Raw genomic sequence first — 24657 nt, forward strand, 5'->3', positions numbered from 1 at the left:
TTCGCAAACTCATCCAATGATACCTAGCCTTATATGAAGTTCGTGTTCCTCAGACCGGAGGTTTGCCGCTTGCTTCCTTCAGATTCCACGTCACCGTGGACACCCTTGCATTAAGCTAACCACTACTACTGCCTTCATGGTTCGGGACTTTCACCCTATAGATTGCACCCATGCCGGGCGCACGAAAAAGCTGCCTTAAAGACAGCCTCGATCTTAAAGTAAAGAACCCTTAATTTAGTTAGAAGTTGGTCTTTATCTTTAAAGATTTGGTGGGAACATCCAGTTATAGTTATATGTATGGTAGCACATAAAAAAGCACCTGTTTAAGGTGCTAAGCTTGTAACGTTTTATATAGTGGATTTTCTATACCAATTAGAGATTGCACAGTACCTGTATACTAGCATAGGTTGTTCTGTTAATTTGGCCCAACAAGGTTTAAATAGCTTTCCTAATGAATTGTGGGTGTTACATCTGGTTGGGCCTGGCGCCTTGCCCTGTGCCTTTAGAAAACTGGCCAGCCTTTATCCTCAAGATTTCCCCTTTTTTGTTGCAAGTTACACACACGCACAATTTCGTATAATCACTTAAGATACATTGAACCCTCTTATATACTCACACATCCCTTTTAATTAAAGCAGGTGTAGGAGTAAAGGAGATTCAGCAGCGTTAACCTGATGGGTCGGTACCCTTTTGTTGAAGAAATCTGGTACTCCGCACATATCTTCTAAAAAAGAGGACTTATCAACTTTTCTTAACTCTGCTCTTCTTATTTTATAAAAAAGAAAGGAAGGAACGCTCTGCATTCCTCCCCATCTATTCTTGCTATTGCTTTGGCTCCAGTCCGATCAGGCGCAGGAAGTATTCCAGACCTTTTTTTCCAATTTTTTCTTTCGGCTGTTTATCGGCAGGCGCATCCGGTCCCTTCGTTAAGAAATTTTTCTCAACGAAGCGAATGTCTGTCTCGTTCACCTCTCCGTCTTGATTGATATCTTGCGGCACGATGGATGAATCCTTCGTACCATATGCATCAACGACACTCTGGATATCGAGGATATCAATCATTTTGTCGCCATTCACATCCCCTGCAAGACTTCTCTGACCAATTCTTAAAAATTGCCCTCGTAGCTCTCCATTTGCATCATGATATCCAGGAATGAATTTCTTCATCACTTTAAGATGCCCCGGAACATCGAAAACAGCTGTATATACTTGATCGGAAGCAGGAATATCATTGACTATGAATGTTCCACTCTTATCAATTGTTCCTGGATATTTTTTACCACTTTTAGAGAGAGCGTATACTTGTGCTCCTATTTTTGAGTAATCCGCTTTTTTCAAAAATGCTGATCCTGATTCATATATCAAAAATGCTTCCGGTAAGATGGATCCCAGCAACTGTGTATGTGTAGGAATTAATTTAAGATCTTCAGTGCCGTAAAAAGGAATAGCAGTGTCTGCTGTTTGTCCGGATTTCTTATAAGACCCCTTCTTTACCTCAAATCCAGGAATTTCGTCGTAAACTTCATCATTCGATACTTTAAACGTTACATCGAGGAACGGCATGTCTCCATCCAGTCCTCTGAATGCATTTCCAGTAATGGAAGCACCGATTTTCAAACTATTATTGAATGTACCTTCCGTCACAACAGGTTTATCTAGTGATACCTGTAAGCCTTTTTCCTTTGCATATTGTTTGACTGCCTTGTTCAGCTTCACGTTCGAAAACTTGAAGAAGTCTTTGTAGTACTCTACATTAAATTCTCCCGAGACAAGCTGTTTCACATTATTAAGGCTGAGTGTCATCGTAAAGCTATCGCCGACTTTTAACTCTTTCTTGTTATAACTGGAAGTCGTATATTCCGTTCCTTCTTTCATGAAATAATACTTTTGGTAACCAACTGCCGTTGCAGTATCCCACGTTCTCAACCACAATCTCATAGGTTGTTTTGCAATATCACTTTCCTCAATTCCTAACTTCACATCTCCATTCGCTTGAATCGGGAAGAACCCAGCCATATATCCAGAGGCACCTGTATAGTAAGCCATAGTGTTGGACGATTGATCGATGTCCAACCCTTTAGATTGTAATAGATCCACTGTCTCATCCTTAGCTGTTCCATGCATCCACACCGCTTTTTGGCCATCTTCTACTGTAAACATAGAATCATTGATTTCGATTACACCCGATTTTATATCCATGTTGACTTCTGGTGCTGTATTGTCCACGATAAGTGGATTGTCTACCACATATGATTTCCCATCCTCATCGTGTGCAATCAGTTCCAGTATATAATCGCCTGCTGGAAGCTTTATAGGAACATCACTGATTGGCTGGGACGGATCATTTGTAAATGGTAAGACCGTACCGCTGAACGCACCCGTAAGAAACACTTCTCTATCTATTGGAAAGTTAGTGTTCGCTGTCCCTATGAACCCTACAGCTTCTCCTGTTTTACCGTCTTTTACAAGCACATCCATGGTTGTCATTGGGCTGTTCAACTTCATGATGAAATGGATCTGTTTGTCATTAAGTTCCCAGAAAGGTGTTGTATTTGTCACGGATGGTCTAGTCGCTTTGACATAATCAAATCCTTTTTCCGTCGCCATAACAGCAAATGGAATTTGATAGGATTCGGCTGGATTGTTCGCGTTGGTCACATGAATATACCCTTCATATCTTCCTGCCGCAGCGCTGGTTGGAATCGTTATTTTTGGCTGGAGCTCCTGTACTTGGCCGCTTCCCACTGTAATCGATGAAGGCACCGCCACTTTTACACCGTTCTTCACGGCATCTTGAATGCCTTTACGCTCACCGTGATACTCCACTTCTAGTTTAAAAGATTTCTCTTCCTGGCTGTTGTTTTGAACCTTCACCTTTTTGCTTGCTTCAATTGGTTCATTACCTTTTTTATAATATCTGCCGAATACGATGGAGCCTGTTTGTTCGTCAATTTCTACGAGGTTTCCATTTTCGATATTTTTTGTCTTATCCCATACTTTGATGGATGTGTCTGTATGAACCGCTTGATAGGCATCGATTCGTCCTGCACCCACTTCGTATACAGAATTATTCCCTTTTAAATCATCCGATGTATTCATGAGTGCCGCTTTTACATCGAAAGGAGTGTATTCCGGATGCTCCTGCAAAATCAATGCTGCTGCGCCTGCCACGTGTGGTGTAGCCATCGATGTACCCGACATGCGCACATAGGCATTCCCGTAATTAATGCCGTCCTGCGGATCGTTGATGAATTCCGGTGTCGTAGAGAATATCGACACACCTGGAGCGACTACATCCGGCTTTATATCATAATTTCCATTTACCGGTCCGCGTGAACTGAAATCTGCTAAATGATCGCCTTCCGTTTTTGTGTTATTTAACGTTTCAAATGTGAAAGAACCTTCGCCCAGCCCTTTTAATCGCTCACCATCCGCTTTTGACAGGCGGAAGGATGGGATTAACCCGACAGCCTCACCCAAGTAGGCAGGTATTTGCCCGTCGACATTGTTATACACAATCACTGATTTAGCCCCAGCGTTTTTGGCGTTTTTGATTTTTTCATCAAAAGCAATTTCCCCGCGCTGAATCAACGCAATTTTCCCGCTAACATCTTTCCCCGCAAAATCAGTTGCTTTACCAAGTCCCGCAAATACAATTGGTAAGGATTTTCCTTGCAATTCTTCTAATCTATCAGAAAAATCTTTGCCTAGCAGCTGCATATTTTCAAATTTCTCGGCGGAAGCGCTTCCATTAAATGCGGGAATGGACATGGAGGCATCGCTTGCACCTACTGATATGCCAAGAGCCGCTGTTCCCGGAGAACCAAGAGTTTTCTCGTTCGGTCCGGCGTTACCTGCAGCAACGACGGTCACCAATCCTGAAAGCATGGCGTTATTTACTGCGACAGAAGTGGCGTATAAAGGATCGTTAGTCTGCGCGCCAAGCGACATATTGATGACGTCCATGCCATCATCAATCGCTTTATCGATTCCAGCAAGGATTCCTTGTGTATTTCCCCCTCCCCAAGGTCCCAATACTCTATACGCATATAAATCTACTTCAGGTGCTACCCCTTTCACAGCATAATCCACATTGTTTTTCTTTTGGGCTGCAATCGTCCCTGCGACATGTGACCCATGGTTTGTGTAATACACATAGCCTGGTTCTTCCGGCTTGCCAGCATTAATCCAATCCTCGTAGGTCGTTTCCATTGGATCGGCATCATTATCTACAAAATCATATCCGCCTTTATATGCTTCTTTTAAGTCAGGATGATTGTAGTCAATACCTGTATCAAGTACACCGACTTTAATGCCCTTGCCGGTAATGTTCTCGGCATGCAGCTTGTCCACGCCAATTTGCGGAATACTGTCTGCCATTTTCGGCTCGATGGCTTCTTTCGTTTTTACCGGCGGTTCCACTTTCACTTCGTAATCTTTAAAAATACGTTTAACTACTCCAGATTGCAGCAAATCCTTAACTGCCACACCAGGCAGTGTCATCGCTACACCGTTGATGGCGTTTTTATACTCTCTTGTGATCTTTACATCTTCCACTTTGTAATTAGTCACGTTTTTCTGTGATTTCAATGATTGCACATGCTGTTTAAAATCTTTATGAGCTTTTTCCACTTTCTCATTCGCATCTGCAGAAGATAGTTTCTTTCCTTTCGCCGCTTGTTTCATCACTTCTATTTTGGCTGGCGCCTGTTCAAATTCGACGATGACTTTGACTAATTCCGGACTATTTGCATTAATATCCGGAGAAATCGTAAAGTTTGAATTGGTATCCAATTGCTCTAAAGCCTTTCTTTGTTCCGCAGACAGGCTCTTTAAAATTTCTTCCGCATGATCAACTGGATTCAACTCAAACGGGCTTTTCGCCAATACATTATACGGAGCGCCTTGAGATAATATCATGCCAACAGCTAATGTCCCTGTAAGAATCTTACTGATTTTTTTCCTCTTCATACCGCATCCCCTTATCCTATATATTTGCTATTTTCTCCCTAAACATTTGTTCTTCATAAACAATTCATTTAAAGATGAATTCATGGATCTAGTAAACTAAGATTTAATATATCATCCCATATTTCTACTTTTCTGAAAATTAATCATAAGAAGTAATTTTTCATCTATTGGTTCTAGATCAATATATAACTAAAGAACTATTCCAGATCTGTTATTAAAGAAAAATAATAAAGGTACTGAACAGTTCTTTTAAGTGATTATGATTTATGAAAATGGAACAAGTTGATTTCGAACGGCATAAATGATTGCCTGTGAACGGCTTTTCACATTCAGCTTTTTGAAAATCTTATTGATGTGAATTTTGACAGTCTTATCACTGATAAATAAAGCTTCAGCGATTTCTTTGTTACTAAGACCTTTGGCCAACTCAAACAGTATTTCTTTTTCACGCTTAGTCAGAGTATTTTCGTTTGGCTCTGATTTCGTTTGCTGGTGATGATACGTTATCAGCTTTTTGGTCATACGAGGATGAATAACCGAATCCCCTTGTGACACCATTCGAATCGCTGCTACCACTTGTTCGGATGACGAATCCTTCAATAAATAGCCATCTGCACCAGCCCGAAGTGCTTCCATTAAGTATTCATTATCTTCATACATCGTCAATACAAGAACGCGGCAATTCGGATACTGACTTTTCACGAGGGACGTGACCTCAATGCCATTTTTTCCAGGGAGATTGATGTCCATCAAAATACAATCAGGTCGATACTCCTCTACTTTCTTCAACACCTCGTCCCCGGACACAGCTTCCCCCACGACTCGGATGTCTGATTCGAGATCCAATATACTCCGAATTCCATCACGCAAGACCGTATGATCATCTACTAATAATATTTGAATCATGGTACTCCTCCCTTGTTTCTGAATCTGGAATGAACAATGTAATTTCTGTACCTTTTCCTGTGGAACTATCAATCTGAAGGGTAGCGCCCATCTGTTCAGCTTGTTCATTCATATGTAAAATGCCATAATGGGGCTCATGCTTTGTTTTAATCATGGATTCAAAAAGGGAAAAGCCAATCCCGTTGTCCTTCACTTTTAAAAGCACATGTTCACGGTGATAGCTTAGAAGAATGTCAACTTCGTCCGCTTTTGCATGTTTTACAATATTCTGCAAGCTTTCCTGTAAAGTATCGAAGATGGCTCGTTCTATTGTAAAACTGAGTGTTCGAGAACGGCCCCTTTCATGATATTTAATCGCTAAATTATTTTCTTGTTTTATCGATTGAATTTTATTTGCAATCGCTTGTTTTAACCCTAGCCTTTGGGTAGGATATGGCTTTAAAGCATAGATAGAATAGCGAACTTCCCCTAAACTCTTCCGTAATTTTTTTATACTTTTGTCTACCACTTGCTCCATGTTTCCTGATTGATCCGCGGACTGCCTCAGAGCTGATTCCAGCTGAAATATGACCCCGGCTAATACTTGTGCAATTCCATCGTGAATTTCCCGGGCAAGCCGATTTCTTTCTTCCAGAATCATTCGTTTTTCTTGTTCGGCGACGAGGGACCGTGTTTTCAGCAAGCTGCCCAATTGATTGGCAAACGTAGATAAGGACTGTATATCTTCGGTAATAAAACTCGCCCTCCTGCTTTTACCTGCAACAAATATCCCTACCAATTCATGATTTACTATAAGAGGTAGGTAGACAAGGGAACGTATGACATCTTCAAATACTTCATCTCCCGGGGCCATACCTGTTTTCCAATCAGTAACAACAAAGGTTTCAGATATTTCTTCAAAATTCGGATGGATATCAGAAGAACTTGAAATATTGGAATGTACTTTCCCATCCTTTAATAGAAGCTGCCAATCCCCCTCATCTTTTGCCCATAAAGCATACGCTTGTATTCCCAAGAATCCTTTAAGTGATTGTTTCATTTGATCTAAGTTTCCGGCAGACAGCCCGTGACTTAACTCCGTCGTAATGGTAAAAAGGTTATATAATCGTTCTTTTTCAATCCGTATTTGCCTCATGAAGGAGCTGATGGTGCAGATTGCTACAAGTGGGAAAAAGAAGAACAGAACGGTAATTCCATCCAACTCCCCTCGATATCGATGTTCTAAGATATAAATAAGAGAGGCGTAACATAAACAAAAACTTGCGCTCAAAAATAAAAATATATTTTTCTTGTGCCACTGTTCTAGTGGATATTGCTGAGGCAGAAACACCATTAAAAGATCATATAAAAGGGTGTTGAAAAGGCAAAAAAAGACGGTAAATAACAGCAAGCTTATTAATTCTTCATATAAAACTGGCAGGTTCATCTCCGTAATAAAAAAAGAAATACATTCGTTGGAAAACCATTCTGCCAAAGTGATACTAAAAGCAAATTGGGTGCAATTAAATAGTGTCCTTTGAATTGGTAAGCGGCGAAGGGTATGTGTAAAAACCATCACACATACACAAGCAACAACCGTTATATGTATACCAAACTCCCAATTCATTGGATAAATAAGCGTAAGACTGAGTGTAATACCTCCTCTTCCAATACGGATAGGAAAATACTCAATAATCCCCATTAACACAGCTAACAACAAAACGATTATGAATTCAGAAGGCATTTCACTTTTAAATATAGAATTGATAACAGCAATCATACCAAGAAAAGAAATAGAATAAAGATAAAAACTCGCTATTTGTTCCCTCCTAGTGATAGAATCTATCTTTTTCAAAACGGCACCTTCCTTTATTTGCAAGAATCATTATCTATCATTATCTAACAAAAAACCGGCACTGGCAAAATGGCAAAATATCCACTAGCCAATCACCGGCTGTGCGATTACCCTAAATGGTAAGACACAATACTAGTATACTATTAGATTCTTTATTTGCCTGCTCATCAAATGTTGTAAATGTTATGGTCTTTTGTTGTAGACTATATAGTACAAAAAGTGTAAGTAAACTAAACTTCATCCTCATGACCCAAAGTTCAAATCTCTCTTTATTTGACGGAGGATTCTTTTAGATGCAATCTCAAAGTATATCAAAGTATTTTCCCAGGTTTTACAACGTCTTATAAAAACAAAAGCTAAAATTAACTTTAACCGAGTTACGATGGTATCAGGTTTATCTTAGGCGTTTCTCTATACCAATCTAGAAATACGAAACCGAATTGAAGGAAATGAATATCACTTTTAAAAATTTCGCGATGAAATGGATTGAATATTTTGGTATTCAAGTAAAAGTAAGCAGTGTAAGAACTCGTAGCATTGCTATAAAGCACCTTATATCTAAAATGGGGTCATCTCCTTTTGCGAAAGATAACAAGGCATATGTATCAGTCCCATTTCAATGAATTGTCCAAGAAGTTTAGCCATAACTACCTTGATAGCATTCATACTACTGTAAATATGATTTTTAAACACGCTCTCCGCCAAGATTTACTACTTGCAAACCCAACAGAAGGTTTTGTTATGCCTAAAAAACAAATAACTATAAAAGATGTTGAAGAAGAACCCAAAGATAAATTTTTGGAATTAAGTGAATTGAAGGCATTCTTAAGTATTGCTAAAGAAAATGGACTTTCTTTTGACTATCTTGCCTTTGCAACTTAGCGTATACGGGAGTTCGCTTGGAAGAAATTCTTGCTCTAAAGTGGTCAACCCTTGACTTCATAAAGAAAAACTAAGAATCACAAAAATTTATTACAGTCCGAACAAATGAAGCATATGAAGATTAAAAAAGCACATCACTCCACACAGTTTTAGACATACCCACACATCTCTTCACATTGAAGCTGGTGCTGGTATAAAAGTGATACAAGAGAGATTAGGACATTCACACATAAATACAACAATGAACATCTACGCTCATATGACAAAAAATATTGAAAAAAGACCTTTCGTAAGTTCATTGAACTTACGAAAGGTCTCCTCTAAATAGTGAAAGTAAGTTTTCAGAAACTGAAAGTTAGCAAAAAGTTAGCATTTCACTTATCTCCATCTTAAAAACCCCTATAATTCAAGGGTTTTGGGGAATGATTACATCATTCCGCCCATTCATCTTTAAATAAAATAGAAAGTAATAGGATACAAAAAAGGACTATATATCAATATTTCGCAAGAATTCAACTAAATTAATTTAAATGCGATATTATTAAGAAGAGGACAAACCCGAGGACAAAAAAAGCCCTTCTCGTTTGAGATGGGCTCTAGTTATGCTGTTTCTTCTTATTCATTTTCCACAGCCACTATCCCGCAGTTTTAATAAAAAAGCAGCTCAATTGGTCATAATTTTCACCAATGTATTAACTTCATTAATATTAAACTCTTCGTTATGCTCGATAAAGAAGCTCTCTTTTGCAACTTGTATATAAGTTAAAAAAACGTCATCATATACGTTATTTACATGCGTAAAAAATCAAGCCATCACAAAAATATATCTTTGCAACTTTATCTGAAAATCCTGCAATAATTACTGCATAGATATCATTTTTACCCAATAAGTGTGCCTGGCTAAGAATTTAGTCATATTTACTCTTTTCGATGTACTTATGTTTTACTACTTCTTTTAGAAGCTTCTAATTTTGTCGATATCTACTCAGAATTTGTAGATATTTCTCGGGAAATTGTTGAAATTTGAAAATAGTGATTCCGAATAGTTGGAACAAAGGAATTTCTACTTTTGATTTAATTGCCTTAGGTTTAAATAGTTATTAACGCAAATTAACACATGAATATCGTAAAGGAGACTAAAAAAAAAGTAATGAAACCTTTTTCTTATTGAAGAAATGTTTCGTAATGGGTTTTTTGTTGTTCAGTTTTAAGATGTGACATATCGTTTGTCAGTTAGATGTTCATTTCACGCGTAGCTGCGAGTTCATTGGTTAAAAAATCAAGCTCTCTATTAATTGAATGAGAACATGGGTTAAATATATTGTCATATGTATCGTATCGCTATCTCTGTTTCATTGGTTCCTTCTAATCTTTCTTTTTCTTGATACAAGGGTCTTTAGCTCTATCGTTTAGAGGGTTGCTCGTATCGCGTAACGCTTTAAGCTTTTCGATGTCGGATTGAACGAAGATGTGTCTATTTCCACATTTTAACAATAACTATCCATTTCGCTCTAAGTTTTAAACATACTTTCGAACATTGATTTTGCATCTCCACTTCCTTGGAAGAGGATGCTCATTCATTCGGATGTATATCCTGTCGCATATCGGACCTCCCTTTCTATTAAAGATGAAGGTTCCGTGGATTTATTTTCATGTTATATCGCCCAGCGATACGAAACACAAAAAAGAACCGATAAGCCCCTTTCTTGAGGAACACTATCATAGTTCTTGCTGGAGCTGGGAAACCGTTGTTTTAAGCTGAGACATATCGTTTGTCAGTGGATGTTCATTTCACGCGTAGCTGCGAGTTCATTGGTTAAAACAATTAAAATCTCTTTTATTCGTTTGAAATTATGGGTTAAATTGTCATATGTATCAGGTATCGCTATCTCTGTTTCAATAGATTCATCTGATCTATCTTTTTGTAGATACACAAGGTCTTTAGCTGTACCCTCTAGGGACTTGTCCGTATCGCGTAACGCTATGTGCGCTTCGATGTCAGATTGAATAAAGATAGGCAACTACCATCTTAAAAACTCATATCCGTTTCGTTCTAAGTTTTGACCATACTTTTGAACAGTGGGTGTTGCATCCCCAATTCCTTAGAAAAGAATACTCGTTCATTCGGATGTATATCATGTTTGCATATCGAACGCCACTTTTCTATTAAACCTAAAGGTTTCGAATTTATTTGCAAGTTATATCGCCCAGCGATACACCCCTGTCTGGAGCAACTCTAGTAAGGATAACTCTTGTTTTAGATGCATATCGCTTAAACAAATCTCCAATGAATTTCAATTGAGCCTTAGTTTGCCTTTGGTAGAACGTCCGATACACTGGTATCGCCGAGCTCTCACATAGCAGGTACCAAATCCTGTAAAATTGAAATATTCTTTCTTAATTCTGTGTTTCAACTACGCGAATCATATATGGCACTATGATTTTTTAAAAGTTTTGTGGATTCGCATCTCAATGCTTTTATCCATCATTATTTATTTAAAAAAGATATATCAAATGTTTCTACATCAATAATTTGCTTCAACAAATCAATACACAGCTAGGCAAAAAAACCTTAACACTCACCTTATTTTCTGAATATGGAGAAAAGCCCCCGCCATTTTTCGGAACGTTTTTGTATAGCCTCTTCTAAACGTTTATTAAATTCATTTTGTGAATTCCATTCTTTTTTCTGTTCGTCCCGCATATTTTGTATTTCTTTTTGTAAGAGTTCACTTTTTTGTTTTTCTTGTTCCAGCAATGTTTCGTAATGGGTATTTTGTTGTTCAGTTAATTGTTCAATTTTAGCATTAGTTCTTTGCGCTGAATTTCCAATACTAGAACTTATAACATGATGATCTTGCTGGAGCCGGGAAACCTTTGTTTTAAGCTGTGACATATCGTTTGTCAGTTGGACATTCATTTCACGTGTGGCTGCGAGTTCATTGACTAAAAACATTAAGACCTCGTTTAATTGATTGGGGTCGTGGGGTAAATTTTTATATGTATCGGGTACCGCTATCTGTGTTTCATTGGATCCTTCTAATCTTTCTTTTTGTTGATATACAAGTTCTTTAGCTGTATCGTCTAGGGGCTTGTCCGTATCGCGTAGCGCTATAAGCGCTACAATGTCAGATTGAACAAAGATACGTCGATCTCCATCTTTCAAAAACTCATATCCATTCCGCTCTAAGATTTGACCATACTTTCGAACAGTGGGAGTTGCAATCCCCACTTCTTCTGCCACTTCCTTGGAAGAGAAAGCTTGTTCATTCAGTTGTATATCACGTCGCATATCGGTCCTCTTTTCTATAACTAGTTGTATCTGTAGTCTACCTGACCTTAAATTTTCTGTCTAGATAAGTATAGCCTATCCAGAAGTTGTTAGGGATACCGATAAGATTTCCTTTTCCTTTCTTCTGTTTCCATATAAGATTAGATCATCTATTCGCTTACCTTCCTTCTCTTGCATAGCCTCTATCTATCCTTATCCGTTGTGGGTGTTACATCTGGTTGGGCCTGGCTCCCGGTCCCGTGCCTTTAGAAAACTGGCCAGCCTTATCCTCAAGATTTACCACCTAGTTCCGTGCCACCAATTGGACCTTATTTCCCTAAGTCTAAATCAGGGTTCTCTGGAAACTCCTCTGTAATTTAATTAAAAACTGACTACCTCAAAGCGATAGTCAGTTTTGTCACCACTTATAAATTAGTGTCAGCAAGAATCTTATAGTACATGTGCTTATTATCACGACTAGTATACTCGTGATCATCACCTTTACGATGATGATGTTGGACTTTAGCGTGATATTTCAGAGCGTAATGAACAATTTGTTCCAAGTCCTCTTAGGGTACACCTTTTATTTTTTGAGAAAGTTTCTTTCTCAATGTTTCTGCTGCACTACCAAAGTTATAAGTTTTCATAGTGAGGAACTTCAATAATTCTCTTACTTTGTCACGACATTCTCTACAGTAAAATCGTATTCCTTCAAGCCCTTAGATTCTGCACCAAGGGTTATATGCATAAAGAGATGAATAATATAATGTAAGTAAAAAAGCCTCTAAGTTTTGGATTTCACAATTCTTTGCTAGTTTCAGAAATGTACCTTTTAATGTATCCCCGTTCTATATCTTCCAACAACCTAGAATAATTCACTTTTGTATAATCTGATACATCGACTTCATATAATTTCCCTAATTCAAACGTGTCATATCCTCTTGTTGTACATCTATTTATAAATTCCTCATAGATCAATAAATTATCTGCATTACTTCTATTAGCTAAATGATCCCCTTTTTTATAGGAAGTCACGATATGACTCAAATGCCTTGTGGGATCCAAATCTCGCTTTTTTTGCCGTTCAAACAAAACATCTAAATCTGCAATTAACCGAATAGTAACGACCTTATAACCATATCTATCTACTAATTGCTGAATATGAGGTTTTTGTTTCTGACTAAAAGGATAATCAGACATAATATTGTCGCCTACTTGCATTTGCTGTTCCATTATTTCATAGTACTTCGCCCATGCTATCTTTTCTATCTTCTGCTTTTCTTCTAAATTACGATAACCATATATATCACAATAATATTCTTTCAAGTCATCCTGAGAAAGATTATAAAATGACCCTAATTTACTATTGATGATATTACTCAAGTAGGTTTTCCCTGTTCCTGGTAAACCTGCTAATAAGATTAAGGCTTTATCCATCTTACCACCTCATAATCTAACGAATAAAGAAAGAGTACTAGGAATACCCCGTACTCTCTTTATTATCCATCTTCTCCAACTCTTACAAAAATGCCAAATGAACTTTTTTTTGACTATTTTACTTGAAGCGTACTGTCTTCTTTATTCATGAAGATTCCAATTTTATGTTTGACAATTTCTTTTACTGCCTTATTACATGGAATAATATTATGTCGTAATGATTTAGTTACTTTTGTTTCTCCGAATGTTTCTTTCGCTGTTTTCGTCCATGCTACTAACAACTCAGTACCAACATTAAATTTACGAATCCCATTATTTATTAATTCATGAATATCCATTTCATTAACACCTGTACCTCCATGAATAACTAAAGATAAGCCTGAAAATTGATCAATCCTTTATGTCTGAATGTACTCATGACTTAAATGATCAAACCATCATCAAGACTATTATTCTAATGGCACAGTTATTAAAACTTCAAGTCATCGCTGAGGGCGTTGAAACAAACGATCAAGTAACCTTTCTGCTTCGACATGGGTGTGTCGAAGTTTTTTTACCATTGTCCATATCCACTTCGGATCAATTTCATATAATTACAAGAGTACTAATATTAAATGGAGTTGAGGGATCTGAATGAGTATGAATGTTCTAGTGATTGCCGCTCATCCCGATGATGAAATTCTTGGAAGCGGCGGAACGATAAAGAAATTAATTAATCATGGCTATAAGGTAATCACAGTGATTGCCGCCAAGGGACGTAAGGAAGAGGAGCAGCACATTCAGCCATTAATGCAGCAAGCTAACAAACACTTAGGGGTAGACGAGGTCCTATTTTTGGAATTCCCCAATCTATTGTTGGAAACAATTCCACTTCACGAAATCGCCAAAGCGATTGAAGCTCTATTGGATAAGCATAAACCTTCTATAATTTTCACTCATCATTATGGAGATACAAACAAAGACCATCAAATTTTGTTTCAAGCAGTCATCACAGCAGCCCGGCCGTTGCCTGGAAAACAACCGATTGAGATCCTTTGTTTTGAAACGGTTTCTTCCAGTGAATGGAGCCAGCATACGAATGATAAGGAATTCAAACCCAATTATTTTGTGGATATTACAGATACCATCGATGACAAGCTACAATCTCTTCACCATTATGATATAGAAATGAGACCATTCCCTCATCCACGTTCATATGACGGAGTGAAATATTTAGCGCGGGTCAGGGGAATGACGGTTGGGGTCGAATTCGCAGAAGCTTTTGAAATCATAAGGAGGGTGTGGAAGTGACAGGAGAACATCAAAAGGACCAGCATTTTGTGCCGACTCTTTTTCCATACCTAATCTCAGCTATGGATCAATATTATGAGATTAATGAAATATTTGAAGAAGAACAAGTGGTAGAAAGGCAGCAAATCCATTCAGCAGAAATTCAAAACAAAAAAATGAAAATATTAATCACAACGTTTTGGGAGTATCCAAGTATCGGTGGACTGCAAAACTATATCACATCACTTAAAAACGGCTTGGAAAAATTAGGTCATAGTGTCCATGTAATAGCACCAAATCATTTTCCATCTAAAGAAATGGAGGTATTACGAACTAGATATTCTGAGGAATTTACACATTTTTTTATCAATCGGTATGGCAGCTGTAATGGAAAAATTCTACACAACATTAGCAAACTATATAGTTACTATACGATGTTAAAGGATATTGACCTGGAGCAATATGATATTATCCACGCACAAGATCGATATACAGCTAATGTAATAGGGATACTAAACCGATCCCTTCAAAAACCTCTTCTTTTTACACCTCATGGATTTATGACCCACAACAGATTAAAGTTTAACTTGATGGAAAAAGGGTCGGTTGAGGAAATCTATTTTTCGGCCATTGACAGACAAGCCATTAAAAATGCTAATCAATTAATCATCGTTTGTGATGTCTTTCGCCCAATTCTAATAAATTTAGGTGCGGAGGAATCTAAAATGACCACTGTTTATACTGGAATTGATTTTGGCGGATGGAATATTCAGAAGAAAAGGAAAAAAAGCCAACCTAACATGGTGATAACTTGTGTCGCACGCCTTCGACCACGTAAAGGTCATAAGTACCTATTTGAAGCCCTTGCGCTTATTAAAGACAAGCTGAGAGATGTAGAAGTCCGGATAGTAGGCGATGGTGAGATGAGAAAGCAGCTCGAGAAGCAGGTTAATGATTTGGAATTGAAAAACGTTTCCTTTTTAGGCAGCAGAGAAGACATACCTAAATTGCTAAGTGAATCAGACATATTTATTCTGCCAACCACAAGCGATACGCTGCCAATCTCAATTATTGAGGCAATGTTTACCAAACAAGCAATTCTTACTACCAATTGTGGCGGAATCCCGGAAATTATTAAAAATAATTATTCAGGATTTATTGTTGAACCAGCTAACCCAAAGAAGCTTGCAAAAAAGTTATCGCTCTTATTACGAAAAAAATCAATTAGAAAAGAATTAGCACGCAATGCACAGGCATTTGCACTAAAACATTTAACCACTAGTAACATGGTCAAAAAGATTGAAGAAATCTATCAATCATTATTTTGAAGGAGGAAAGAGCATGCTACATGATGTTCCAGCCGTTGTTCTTGATCTAAGTGCAACCGGTATAGGGATTGTGAGGAGTTTAGCGAAAGAAGGGATAAAGGTATATGCGTTTGATACGAGCGGAAAATATGAAATCGGTAAAACTTGGTTTGCCACTTGCGGAATTTGTCCGAATCCAGTTAGTGAGGGACCAACATTAATACTATTTCTTATTAGACTGTCGCAAAAGTTTGGACAAAAGCCAGTCCTGTATGCGGGTTCTGATGACTTTGTTCAGTTTATTTCAAAAAACAGATTTGTCCTTTCACACTACTATCGGTTTCTATTACCTAATCTCACACTGGTCGAAGCTGTATTAGATAAAAGATTAACGTATGAATTGGCCATGAAATCAAATGTGCCATGCCCCAAAACTTACGCTATAAATAATGAAGAACAATTTGAGCAAATTATCAATCAAATTACCTTCCCATGTATATTAAAACCAGTTTATTCTTCTCATTTCCGCTCAAATATCGATCATCGTCTTTATAAGAAAGCCATTGTAGTAGAACGTCCTTCCCAATTGAGAGAAGAATACCTTTTTTATCGCCCATACGGTGAACTAATGATCCAGGAAGTCATTCCTGGTGCGGAGGATTGTATTTATTCCGTCAAGACTTTTTTTGACGAACAAATGAGTTTAATTGGCTTGTGGATGAACCAAAAATTACATCAATTTCCCCCTCATTTTGGATCCACTGCTCTTGCCCTAAGTGTTAGGGATGAAGAAGTCATTCAACTTGCTACTACCTTTCTAAAAGATATTCAATTCAAAGGCTTGGCTATTACCGAATTTAAACGGGATCCAAGAGATGGGAAACTGAAATTTATCGAAATCAATTCAAGAATAGGTTTAACTCAAGCATTATCGATTGCTTGTGGGGTTAATTTGGCTTACTTGTATTATTTATCCCTTACCGGGCAAAATCCATCACCAGTGACAGAGCAGAAAGAAGGGGTCAAATGGGTTTACTTCGTCCGTGATTTTCTTTCCTTTCGCCAAAAACAAAAAAATGGGGAAATGAGGTTCGTTGAGTGGATAAAGAGCTTATATGGAAAAAAGGTTGAGGCTCTCTTTGCTTGGAATGACCCTCTTCCATTTGTTCGGAGTTTTGTTTCCCATTTGCGAAATTTATGGGGGAGACAGTAAAAATGATAAAAGAGGGAGGGAACTTTCTATTTGAATAGTATAGAAGAAATTCTTAGCCGTTGGAAACAATTTGATTGGGAAAAAAAGCTTAAAAATGTCCTTGGTAAAAAAGTGAAATTAGTGGAAGAAAGAATAGAATGCCTCAAAAATTCACGTGAAAAGACAAGTATTTGGAAGTTGGTTCTAACTGATGGCACGGAGTTCATTCCCATTGTGCTTAAAATATACAAACTGCCACTGAAAGAAAATCATAGGTTGGAAATTAATATGTATCAAAAAGCCTATAACATTTATCACGAGATTATGCCGCGTTTGTATTGGCTTGAACCGAATGTAAATGGGAATGAAACATGGATGTTTACCGAATGTTTGAAGCCGTTACGAGGACAAATAAAATTAGCTCCAAATCATTTGGAACGAATTATCCCCACGGTGGCAAAGTTTCATGCCAAAACCTTTGATAATCAATTTGTGAGGCATGCAGATCTTTTCGACGCCTCTCTTCCCCATTTTGATTCTGAGGAGAAGGTAAAGGAAAGGACTAAAGGGGTCAAAAAAGCAATGGAAAACCTAGATTTGGCAATGAAAGATCCTAACTTAAAAGAATTGGTGGAACCAAGGTATAAAATTATCAAAAGAATATTAAAAAAAGGTCCGGTTTTTTTCCCCGAAATTACTAAATCTGGCCAGTGTCTGATCCATGGCGACCTCCATGTCCACAATATTTGCTGTGAAAATGCGAATGATGAGGAGGAGAACTGGAAAGTCTCTTTGATTGATTGGGAGTCAGCGAAGCATTATCCTTGCTGGTATGATTTGGTCGTTCTAGTCGAATTATTAATAGATTTTCGCTGGGATTGGCAACAAAGGGAAGAGGAGATTCGAAGTCAATGTGTGCAAGTTTATTGCCAAGAAATGCTAAAATATGGGATAACCTTCAGTGAGGATCCACTGAATCTTCTTAAAAAGGCGTATTTACAAAGAACCCTAGAAAAAAAGCTTTCTAGCCATTTGCAAAAGGTGTTGGATGGAGGAAAAAGCACTCTTCTCAAGAGATACCTTGAAAAAATTGAGGTTTGGGGAAAAGAACTTGGGTTATATTAGTGCATCGCACGAATTCATAATACTATAAAGGAGTTTTATGCATGCAAAATATTATACGGTCTTCTCATATATATAGAAATGATAGTTGTGAGTCCGGATGAAGGTACTCGTTACAGGCGGAGCTGGATTTATTGGTTCACATGTTGTCGATTTATTAATTCAATCTGGTTATGAACCCCGCTAGTAGTGGATAATTTACGTTCAGGTAAACGAGAAAATGTGCCTTCTCACGTTTGTTTCATTGACCTGGACATTTCTTCACCACAAATAGAAGATGTTTTTGCTCGAGAAAAACCGGATGTAGTGATCCATTTAGCCGCACAAGTGGATGTTGCCTACTCGATACAAAATCCAGTTGAGGATGCTAATCAAAATATTCTTGGAACGATTCGTTTGCTTGAATGCTGCAAAAAGTACGATGTGAAAAAATTCATACTTTCCTCATCTTGTGCAGTATACGGAGAAAAAGACGATTGTAGTATAATAGAAACATTTTCCATTCAACCTCAATCCTATTATGGTATTAGAAATGTATATTCAAATATTTAACATACTTCATAACGTACCTTTTACCATTCTAAGATATGCCAATGTTTATGGTCCCCGCCAAACTTCAAAAGGAGAAGGGGGAGTGATTTCTATTTTTTAAGAAAATCCTTAATGAGGAATCTCCCATTATTTTTGGAGATGGAGAGCAGACAAGGGATTTTGTGTATGTGAAAGATGTTGCTTTGGCCAACGTGCTGGCCATTGAAAAAGGAACAAATGAAATCTTCAATATTGGTTGTGATTCGAAGATAAGTATTAATGAACTTTATCAGATGATTACATCACTTACCTCTATAAATATTCACTCCCTCTCCATGCCCGAACGTAAGGGAGATATTCGCTATAGCCGATTAGATAATACCAAAGCTTCTTATCTTTTGGGCTGGAATCCGGCTTATGATTTGAAAGCTGGATTAAATGAAACTTTAAAGTATTATAAAGGTTTTTAAAATTATAGGCGCATTTGAAGAAATATCGAAAAAAAAGGAGATCAGAAATGAAGGATTTTGAAAAAATAGCAGCCATGAAAAAAGGCGTTGTAACCGTTCAAGACCTGAGTGGTTACACAATGCTTGGAAAGGGGGCAGATGGATCCGTCTTTCAATTGACCCCTGAGAAGTGCGTCAAAATTTTTGTTAATCAAGACACACAAAAAAAGGAATTAAATGCACTGCAAAAAGGACAATCGTCTCCAATTATTCCTAAATTATATGAATATGGTTCTAACTATATAGTGATGGAGTTTGTGAAAGGTTATAATCTTAAGCATTATTTAAAAAAAGAGAAAAAACTCTCAGAGGCAATTGTGGGGAAAATATTATCGATGCTGGATGAAATGAAAACTGTGGGTTTTACGAGACTAGATATTGAAGTTCGCCACATTTTTTTCAATGAACTAGGGGAAATAAAAATAATTGACCTTAAGAGGGCATTTAATACGGTCAGATCTGTCCCTACTAAATTGTTGACTGATTTAAAAAAGATTGGATTTTTGGAAGAGTTTTTGGAACATGTGAAAAAGCTTCGCCCATCCTTATATAAGGAATGGAAAAACTTAGTGACTGATAAAAAATAAGCATGCCTCAAGCCTTCAAAATCAAGGGCATTTACAACAACCTGATCCACTTCGGAAACCTTCATGATTTTTTTCTTTATCTCTTCACTCGATTCTGTTGTTACCATGGTGACTGTAAATTGCTGATCGAACTGCTCTTCTTCCAAAAGTTCTACGGGTGGTTGCGTCTTGATTACTTCACCTGACTTTTCAAGCACCTCAAATACCATAAACACCCTTGCCGCTTTTAAAAGACAGTCCTCACGCAACCCTATCGAAATTTCGAAGCTGTTGAAGCCTTGATCTTTGGACTGCTGAAGTACTGTCCATTCAAATTCATCGTACTCTCCCGCAGTCATTTCCTCATTTTTCAAGAGCGACAGAAGCTGCAACCTGTGCAATTGAGGAAGACACGGGGGACTCCCCTTTTTCAATCAATTCAAGTTGATTGACAACATTCACCACATCCCTTTTTCCATCTCCACCTTCAGCAATGGACATGACCATCGCCTCTAAATCATCAACCGCTAAAAATATCACATCAAACAATTGAGGCGTAAAAGAGATTCAAGAAAGATTAGGGCATTCAGATATAAACACGACGATGAACATTTACGCTCATATGACAAAAAATATCAAAGAAAAGACCTCCCATAAGTTCAGTGAACTTACGAAAGGTCTCCTCTAATTGGTTGAAGTAAAGTTGTTTAAAAACTGAAAGTTAGCAAAAAGTTAGCATTTCACTAATCTCCACCTTACAAACCCCTATATACCAAGGGTTCTAGGCGATGATTACATCATGCCGCCCATAGATTGTGGAGTTTCACATGAGAACATCATACAATCTAACCTTAATTAAAGCATACAACAAAACATTTGTTCTCCACTAAAATATTCACTCAACAATATAAAGTAATATCGTTTTCGGCACCCATTCGGCACCTTTTTTGTGCCTAGGTTTTTTTTCTAATTAACGGATCGTTAGCAAGAAGCTATTGAGCTTATTACACAAACGCGCCCTTTAATTGAAAAAGCATTACAAATATCAATACCTAATATTGTTTTAAGCTTGTTTATGTCTAAATTATGCCTAAACGTGTGTTTTTCCTGAAAGGATATGGTCAGGCCTATTGCGTGATTTGATTCCATTTGAGAAAACAACAGTTTCGTTAACGAAACAGCTGATACGCCCTTCTGCAAAAGAAATAGGGAGATTCTCGAAAGAACCACTCCCTTTTTATTATTTAGCGGCAGTATTTATCCCTTAATGCAAGAGCATACCTAACTGATTGTTCTGCACCTTTTTCTTGATCCTCAATCATTTGTTCTAGAAGTTCTGCTGGCGGATAATAGTAATCCAATGGTTTAATTACATTTAAATCATAAGGAGGGTGTCCCACCTTAAATGCTCCTTCGCCTACTGCGAAGACTCCTCCTGTACCAGGCTCTCTCTTAAAATGGATGGCATACGGGAAGCACATTTCAACGTTGATTCTAGTCAACAATGAATTCTCAATCAATATTTTATAACATTCTTCCAAATCGATATTACCAGTCCCAGCAGGTACGCCACATACCCTGTAATCTTCGCCATCATGGACGATAATATGATCCTTAAAATGAGTTGTAAAGGCATATGGTGCTAATTTTCTTACAGCTTCAACCGGGTCCTCCCATGCCATCATTGCATTCCCGAAATCACAATGAGCACCAACCCAAGGGCTGTTGACTTCCTTAATGATTTGAATCACTTCATCCGTTAACTCTTCCTCGTGATTTTCAACAGCAAGCTTGATTCTATATTTCTTTAATAATGGTACAATTTGTTTAATATCTTCAGGAGCTCTTCTCAATCTGTCTGGATCATATTCTCCCATGCAGGTATACGTACGAATGACATCCGCTCCAATTCTATGCGCGGCCTCAATGACCTCAGTTAGATGTTTCGGATCGGTTCCATTTGTATCGATTTCAGCGAAAAATCCATACTTTTGAATTTCTTTTTTCACCTTGTCTAAGTATTCCGGTTCAAATGATTCTAATGTACCAATTCCTGGTAACCCTGGCCATGGAACAATATTGATCATGACTCCATCTAATCCCAATTCGGCTGTTTTTCTGATAAAACCGAAAATATCCATTCGACCTGTAATAAACTGCAAGTGAAAGCTTTCTGTCTCTAATCCAATTTTCATGTTTTACCCACCTCTATGTTAATTTATTGTGCCGAGAAGAAATTAAACTAAATTTTGTTCGACTTCTATTTTTATTTGTAATTAATTTCCACTCAACGACTTTGCTTACGAAAGTTCTCTTAAATTAGGGAAGAACCAGCAACTAAACGACGAAACACATTCTCCCAAAAAAAGAATAATTGGTCACCTTTTTACCTCGGCCATCAATTCAATTTCAATCATTGCATTCATAGGTAATTCTGCTACCTGAATGGTACTCCTAGCTGGAAAAGGCTTCGAAAAATATTCCGCATAAATTTCATTTACAGTTTGAAAATCTGATAAATCAGTCACAAATATAGTTGTTTTCAAAACTGAATTCATTTCTAGACCTTTTTCTATTAAAATGTGCTTTAAATTTTCTAAACATTGTCTTGCTTGGTCTTCAATGCCTATAGCTAATTTATTAGTATTAGGATTTAAAGGGAGTTGCCCCGAAATATAGAGAACCCCTTTTGATAATACCGCTTGGGAATATGGACCAATAGGTTGTGGCGCATTACTTGTTAAAACTGCTTCTTTCATAATAAAAATCTCCTTTTTATCTACAATATTTTTCTCGTAACTTTTTGACCGTTTGTACAGATTCTTTAATTTCATTATCTTGGGCCAATAACATTTGTTCTAAAAGATCATCACTTGGATAGTATGTTGTTAAAGGATCAATCAGTTTTTGATTGAAATACGATTTTTACATCTTAAATGATCCTTTCCTTACTTCGCTTACTCCCCCCGAACCTTTAGGTCGTTTAAAAGTAGAAACATATGGATGACACATTTCTAAAATTATTCTTTGTAAAGTATGACTCCGTCTAATCCTAATTCAGCTGTTTTATATATATCGATAAAAAATTAAGCATTCATTTAATTATCTTCCAAATATCGGTTAGTTTGTTTTTTCTTTTTTAAAATTTTAACTGAATAGTTACTTATAATAAAACCTATAGCTGCAAATGCAATCATAATCAAAAATACATATCTATATCCAGTAATTCCAGGATTGTGATCCAGAATATTACCATACATGGCAAAGGCGAAAATTGAAGGAGCATAACCAACTAAACAAGCTAATGATACGGCAGCACCGCTTATTTCTTTTGGAATATCAATTTCATCTAATGGGGCAAAAAACACAGCCCGTTGAGTAAATACAATCGATCCGAAGCCAAGTGTCGCAATTATTCCTATATAAATATTCATTTTGCCATGTGGAAGCATAATAAAAATTATCATTGCAATAATGGATAAGAGAAATGTAAATCTAAGGTATTTTGTCGCTGATTTAAATTTTTTATCAACTAAGAATCCACCGATGGGGCCGCCTATCATTTTTAATCCGTATTGGTTTATAATCCCATATACACCTAATAATGCTACAGGCATTCCATAAATTTCTTCCAAGAACGGAATAAAGTAAGTTAAACCTGCGTAAACCGTATAAACGCAAAATATTGTAAATGAGGAAAACCACAGTATGGGAGTTTTAATTGCTTGAATCGCACCTTTCAAAGCTACTCTACTTTTACTAATTTCTTCTCCACCCTTATCATACGTTTCAATAATATCGTCCTCTATAAAGAAATAACTAATAATACCAACAATAATTGTAATCAAGGCAAAGAATAAAATTGCGGCTCTGAAACCTAGTGACTCAGATCCTAACCAAATAAATATACCTAGAGCAGAGAATGCAACGATTGTATCTACAACACCACGGCCAGCTTCAAGAAATCCAAACATCCTGCCTTGTTCGTCGGAGTCTCCAAGCAATTTAACGGTTTTTATCAATACTGGCCAAAAAGTAATCTCTGTAAATAAAGCCATTACTCCCCAAGAAGCTAAAATTCCATAATAACTTGGTATAGTAGATAAATAAATCCCAGTTGCACCTACACCAATCAATCCAATCGGAATTAACTTCCTTTTAGAAAATCTATCAGTGATATAAATGGAGACTACATAACCAAACATTTGTATAATAGCATATACAGATAATGCCAAACCTATTTGGGTATGTGAAAGGTGAAAATATTTTTGCATCGGAACGTAAAATGCATCTTTTAAGGATGATAATTTAAATATTGTTCCTCCTCCCAAAATTAAGATACATAAGGTAAACCATTTATTGACCTGCTTCTGTGCTACTGCCATAAACAATCCCCCCTCATAAATATGAAAGTAATTAGCGGTATTCGTTAAAACTCAAAATTGGTGAATCCGTGAGAATATTTAAGACCGATCACCCAGACGATTTCCAAAAGTCCTGCCATAATGTTATATATCCATGCCATTTTATCGCTCTCTCCTTCGGCATTGACACTTATTTTTGAACCACGAAGTTCTCCAAATATCGATAAATCGCATAAGCTACCCCATTTTCATCATTTTTAAGGGTTGTCGTTGTACAAACAGCTTTTATGACATCTTTCGCATTTCCCATCGCTACGCTGTATCCAACTTTCTCGAACATGGATAAATCATTGTTGCTGTCCCCGATTGCCATAGCCTGATCTAAGGAGCCATTCATCAAAAAAGCCAATTTTTCAAGGGCCATTCCTTTTGAAGCTCTTTTACTAGTCATTTCAATGTTGTGATCAGCAGATGAAACAACCATCAACTCATCAAA

At 37.2% G+C, this 24657-nt stretch carries 21 protein-coding genes and 3 pseudogenes; 12 read left to right on the forward strand and 12 right to left on the reverse strand.

The annotated features are described in order from the left end of the window. Positions 1 to 822: 822 nt before the first annotated feature. The 3 genes from ACFWE9_RS18070 to ACFWE9_RS18080 all read right to left on the reverse strand — a co-directional run bounded on the left by ACFWE9_RS18070 (position 823) and on the right by ACFWE9_RS18080 (position 7711). Positions 823 to 4971 carry a S8 family serine peptidase gene (locus ACFWE9_RS18070; RefSeq protein ID WP_230162356.1) on the reverse strand — a complete coding sequence of 1383 codons (4149 nt, stop codon included), beginning with the start codon at positions 4969 to 4971 and terminating at the stop codon, positions 823 to 825. A 264-nt stretch (positions 4972 to 5235) separates the two neighbouring features. Beyond that, positions 5236 to 5877, reverse strand: coding sequence for a response regulator (locus ACFWE9_RS18075; protein ID WP_230162354.1), 642 nt, complete (start codon positions 5875 to 5877; stop codon positions 5236 to 5238). Continuing rightward, positions 5852 to 7711 (reverse strand): GAF domain-containing sensor histidine kinase, encoded by a 1860-nt coding sequence (locus ACFWE9_RS18080; RefSeq protein WP_230162353.1) that lies wholly within the window; start codon positions 7709 to 7711, stop codon positions 5852 to 5854. The genes ACFWE9_RS18075 and ACFWE9_RS18080 overlap by 26 nt, the downstream gene beginning before the upstream one ends. Positions 7712 to 8290: 579 nt before the next feature. On the opposite strand from ACFWE9_RS18080, the gene ACFWE9_RS18085 reads away from it, so the two are divergent. Both ACFWE9_RS18085 and ACFWE9_RS18090 read left to right on the forward strand, forming a co-directional pair. Next, a complete protein-coding gene (locus ACFWE9_RS18085) occupies positions 8291 to 8593 on the forward strand; it encodes a hypothetical protein (RefSeq protein ID WP_230162351.1) in 303 nt (100 codons plus the stop codon). A 175-nt stretch (positions 8594 to 8768) separates the two neighbouring features. After that, entirely contained in the window at positions 8769 to 8921 is a 153-nt protein-coding gene (locus ACFWE9_RS18090) for a tyrosine-type recombinase/integrase (protein ID WP_230162360.1), read from the forward strand. Between the two features lie 2256 nt (positions 8922 to 11177). Here the strand turns inward: ACFWE9_RS18090 and ACFWE9_RS18095 are convergent. The 3 genes from ACFWE9_RS18095 to ACFWE9_RS18105 form a co-directional block, all read right to left on the reverse strand. After that, positions 11178 to 11885: an SH3 domain-containing protein gene (locus ACFWE9_RS18095; RefSeq protein WP_230162349.1), complete on the reverse strand. Its 708-nt coding sequence runs from the start codon at positions 11883 to 11885 to the stop codon at positions 11178 to 11180. Between the two features lie 777 nt (positions 11886 to 12662). Next, a complete protein-coding gene (locus ACFWE9_RS18100; RefSeq protein WP_230162347.1) occupies positions 12663 to 13301 on the reverse strand; it encodes a P-loop nucleotide/nucleoside kinase family protein in 639 nt (212 codons plus the stop codon). A gap of 113 nt (positions 13302 to 13414) precedes the next feature. Beyond that, on the reverse strand, positions 13415 to 13696 hold the full coding sequence (locus ACFWE9_RS18105; RefSeq protein ID WP_356715436.1) for a class II fructose-bisphosphate aldolase: 282 nt from the start codon (positions 13694 to 13696) through the stop codon (positions 13415 to 13417). On the opposite strand from ACFWE9_RS18105, the gene ACFWE9_RS18110 reads away from it, so the two are divergent. From ACFWE9_RS18110 to ACFWE9_RS18150, 9 genes are all read left to right on the forward strand, one after another. Continuing rightward, complete coding sequence (locus tag ACFWE9_RS18110) at positions 13687 to 13938, forward strand: EAL domain-containing protein (protein ID WP_377358007.1); 252 nt, start codon at positions 13687 to 13689, stop codon at positions 13936 to 13938. The two genes, ACFWE9_RS18105 and ACFWE9_RS18110, sit on opposite strands and share 10 nt — an antisense overlap. Next, positions 13935 to 14591: a PIG-L deacetylase family protein gene (locus tag ACFWE9_RS18115; RefSeq protein ID WP_230162342.1), complete on the forward strand. Its 657-nt coding sequence runs from the start codon at positions 13935 to 13937 to the stop codon at positions 14589 to 14591. The genes ACFWE9_RS18110 and ACFWE9_RS18115 overlap by 4 nt, the downstream gene beginning before the upstream one ends. Next, positions 14588 to 15898, forward strand: a complete 1311-nt coding sequence (locus tag ACFWE9_RS18120; protein ID WP_230162340.1) for a glycosyltransferase family 4 protein — start codon at positions 14588 to 14590, stop codon at positions 15896 to 15898. The genes ACFWE9_RS18115 and ACFWE9_RS18120 overlap by 4 nt, the downstream gene beginning before the upstream one ends. 13 nt (positions 15899 to 15911) lie before the next feature. Continuing rightward, entirely contained in the window at positions 15912 to 17090 is a 1179-nt protein-coding gene (locus ACFWE9_RS18125; RefSeq protein ID WP_377357995.1) for a carboxylate--amine ligase, read from the forward strand. A gap of 30 nt (positions 17091 to 17120) precedes the next feature. Beyond that, positions 17121 to 18194, forward strand: coding sequence for a phosphotransferase (locus ACFWE9_RS18130; protein ID WP_377357997.1), 1074 nt, complete (start codon positions 17121 to 17123; stop codon positions 18192 to 18194). 97 nt (positions 18195 to 18291) lie between these two features. Then, positions 18292 to 18378 (forward strand): GDP-mannose 4,6-dehydratase, encoded by an 87-nt coding sequence (locus tag ACFWE9_RS18135; protein ID WP_377358009.1) that lies wholly within the window; start codon positions 18292 to 18294, stop codon positions 18376 to 18378. Between the two features lie 2 nt (positions 18379 to 18380). Beyond that, positions 18381 to 18743 carry a GDP-mannose 4,6-dehydratase gene (locus tag ACFWE9_RS18140; protein ID WP_377357999.1) on the forward strand — a complete coding sequence of 121 codons (363 nt, stop codon included), beginning with the start codon at positions 18381 to 18383 and terminating at the stop codon, positions 18741 to 18743. Between the two features lie 128 nt (positions 18744 to 18871). Then, positions 18872 to 19192, forward strand: a complete 321-nt coding sequence (locus tag ACFWE9_RS18145) for an NAD-dependent epimerase/dehydratase family protein (protein ID WP_377358011.1) — start codon at positions 18872 to 18874, stop codon at positions 19190 to 19192. A gap of 47 nt (positions 19193 to 19239) precedes the next feature. Beyond that, a complete protein-coding gene (locus tag ACFWE9_RS18150) occupies positions 19240 to 19818 on the forward strand; it encodes an RIO1 family regulatory kinase/ATPase domain-containing protein (RefSeq protein WP_230162334.1) in 579 nt (192 codons plus the stop codon). 20 nt (positions 19819 to 19838) lie between these two features. Here the strand turns inward: ACFWE9_RS18150 and ACFWE9_RS18155 are convergent. Beyond that, positions 19839 to 20364: pseudogene (locus ACFWE9_RS18155) on the reverse strand (chemotaxis protein CheA); the annotation flags it as partial. Between ACFWE9_RS18155 and ACFWE9_RS18160 the strand changes: the two are divergent. Continuing rightward, positions 20354 to 20485: pseudogene (locus ACFWE9_RS18160) on the forward strand (site-specific integrase); the annotation flags it as partial. The pseudogenes ACFWE9_RS18155 and ACFWE9_RS18160 sit on opposite strands and share 11 nt — an antisense overlap. A gap of 556 nt (positions 20486 to 21041) precedes the next feature. On the opposite strand, the gene ACFWE9_RS18165 reads toward ACFWE9_RS18160, so the two are convergent. From ACFWE9_RS18165 to ACFWE9_RS18185, 5 genes and pseudogenes are all read right to left on the reverse strand, one after another. After that, positions 21042 to 21992 (reverse strand): sugar phosphate isomerase/epimerase family protein, encoded by a 951-nt coding sequence (locus tag ACFWE9_RS18165; RefSeq protein ID WP_230162333.1) that lies wholly within the window; start codon positions 21990 to 21992, stop codon positions 21042 to 21044. A 183-nt stretch (positions 21993 to 22175) separates the two neighbouring features. Continuing rightward, complete coding sequence (locus tag ACFWE9_RS18170; RefSeq protein WP_377358002.1) at positions 22176 to 22556, reverse strand: RidA family protein; 381 nt, start codon at positions 22554 to 22556, stop codon at positions 22176 to 22178. Positions 22557 to 22895: 339 nt separating this feature from the next. After that, positions 22896 to 24182: an MFS transporter gene (locus tag ACFWE9_RS18175; RefSeq protein WP_230162331.1), complete on the reverse strand. Its 1287-nt coding sequence runs from the start codon at positions 24180 to 24182 to the stop codon at positions 22896 to 22898. A gap of 59 nt (positions 24183 to 24241) precedes the next feature. Further along, positions 24242 to 24322, reverse strand: a pseudogene (locus ACFWE9_RS18180) (SMR family transporter); the annotation flags it as partial. Positions 24323 to 24351: 29 nt separating this feature from the next. Continuing rightward, on the reverse strand, positions 24352 to 24657 hold a 306-nt coding region (locus ACFWE9_RS18185; protein WP_377358004.1), incomplete at its 5' end, for an HAD hydrolase family protein.

Origin of the sequence: Peribacillus sp. NPDC060253 (genome assembly GCF_042727425.1) — a bacterium.
Taxonomy (GTDB): Bacteria; Bacillota; Bacilli; order Bacillales; family DSM-1321; genus Peribacillus.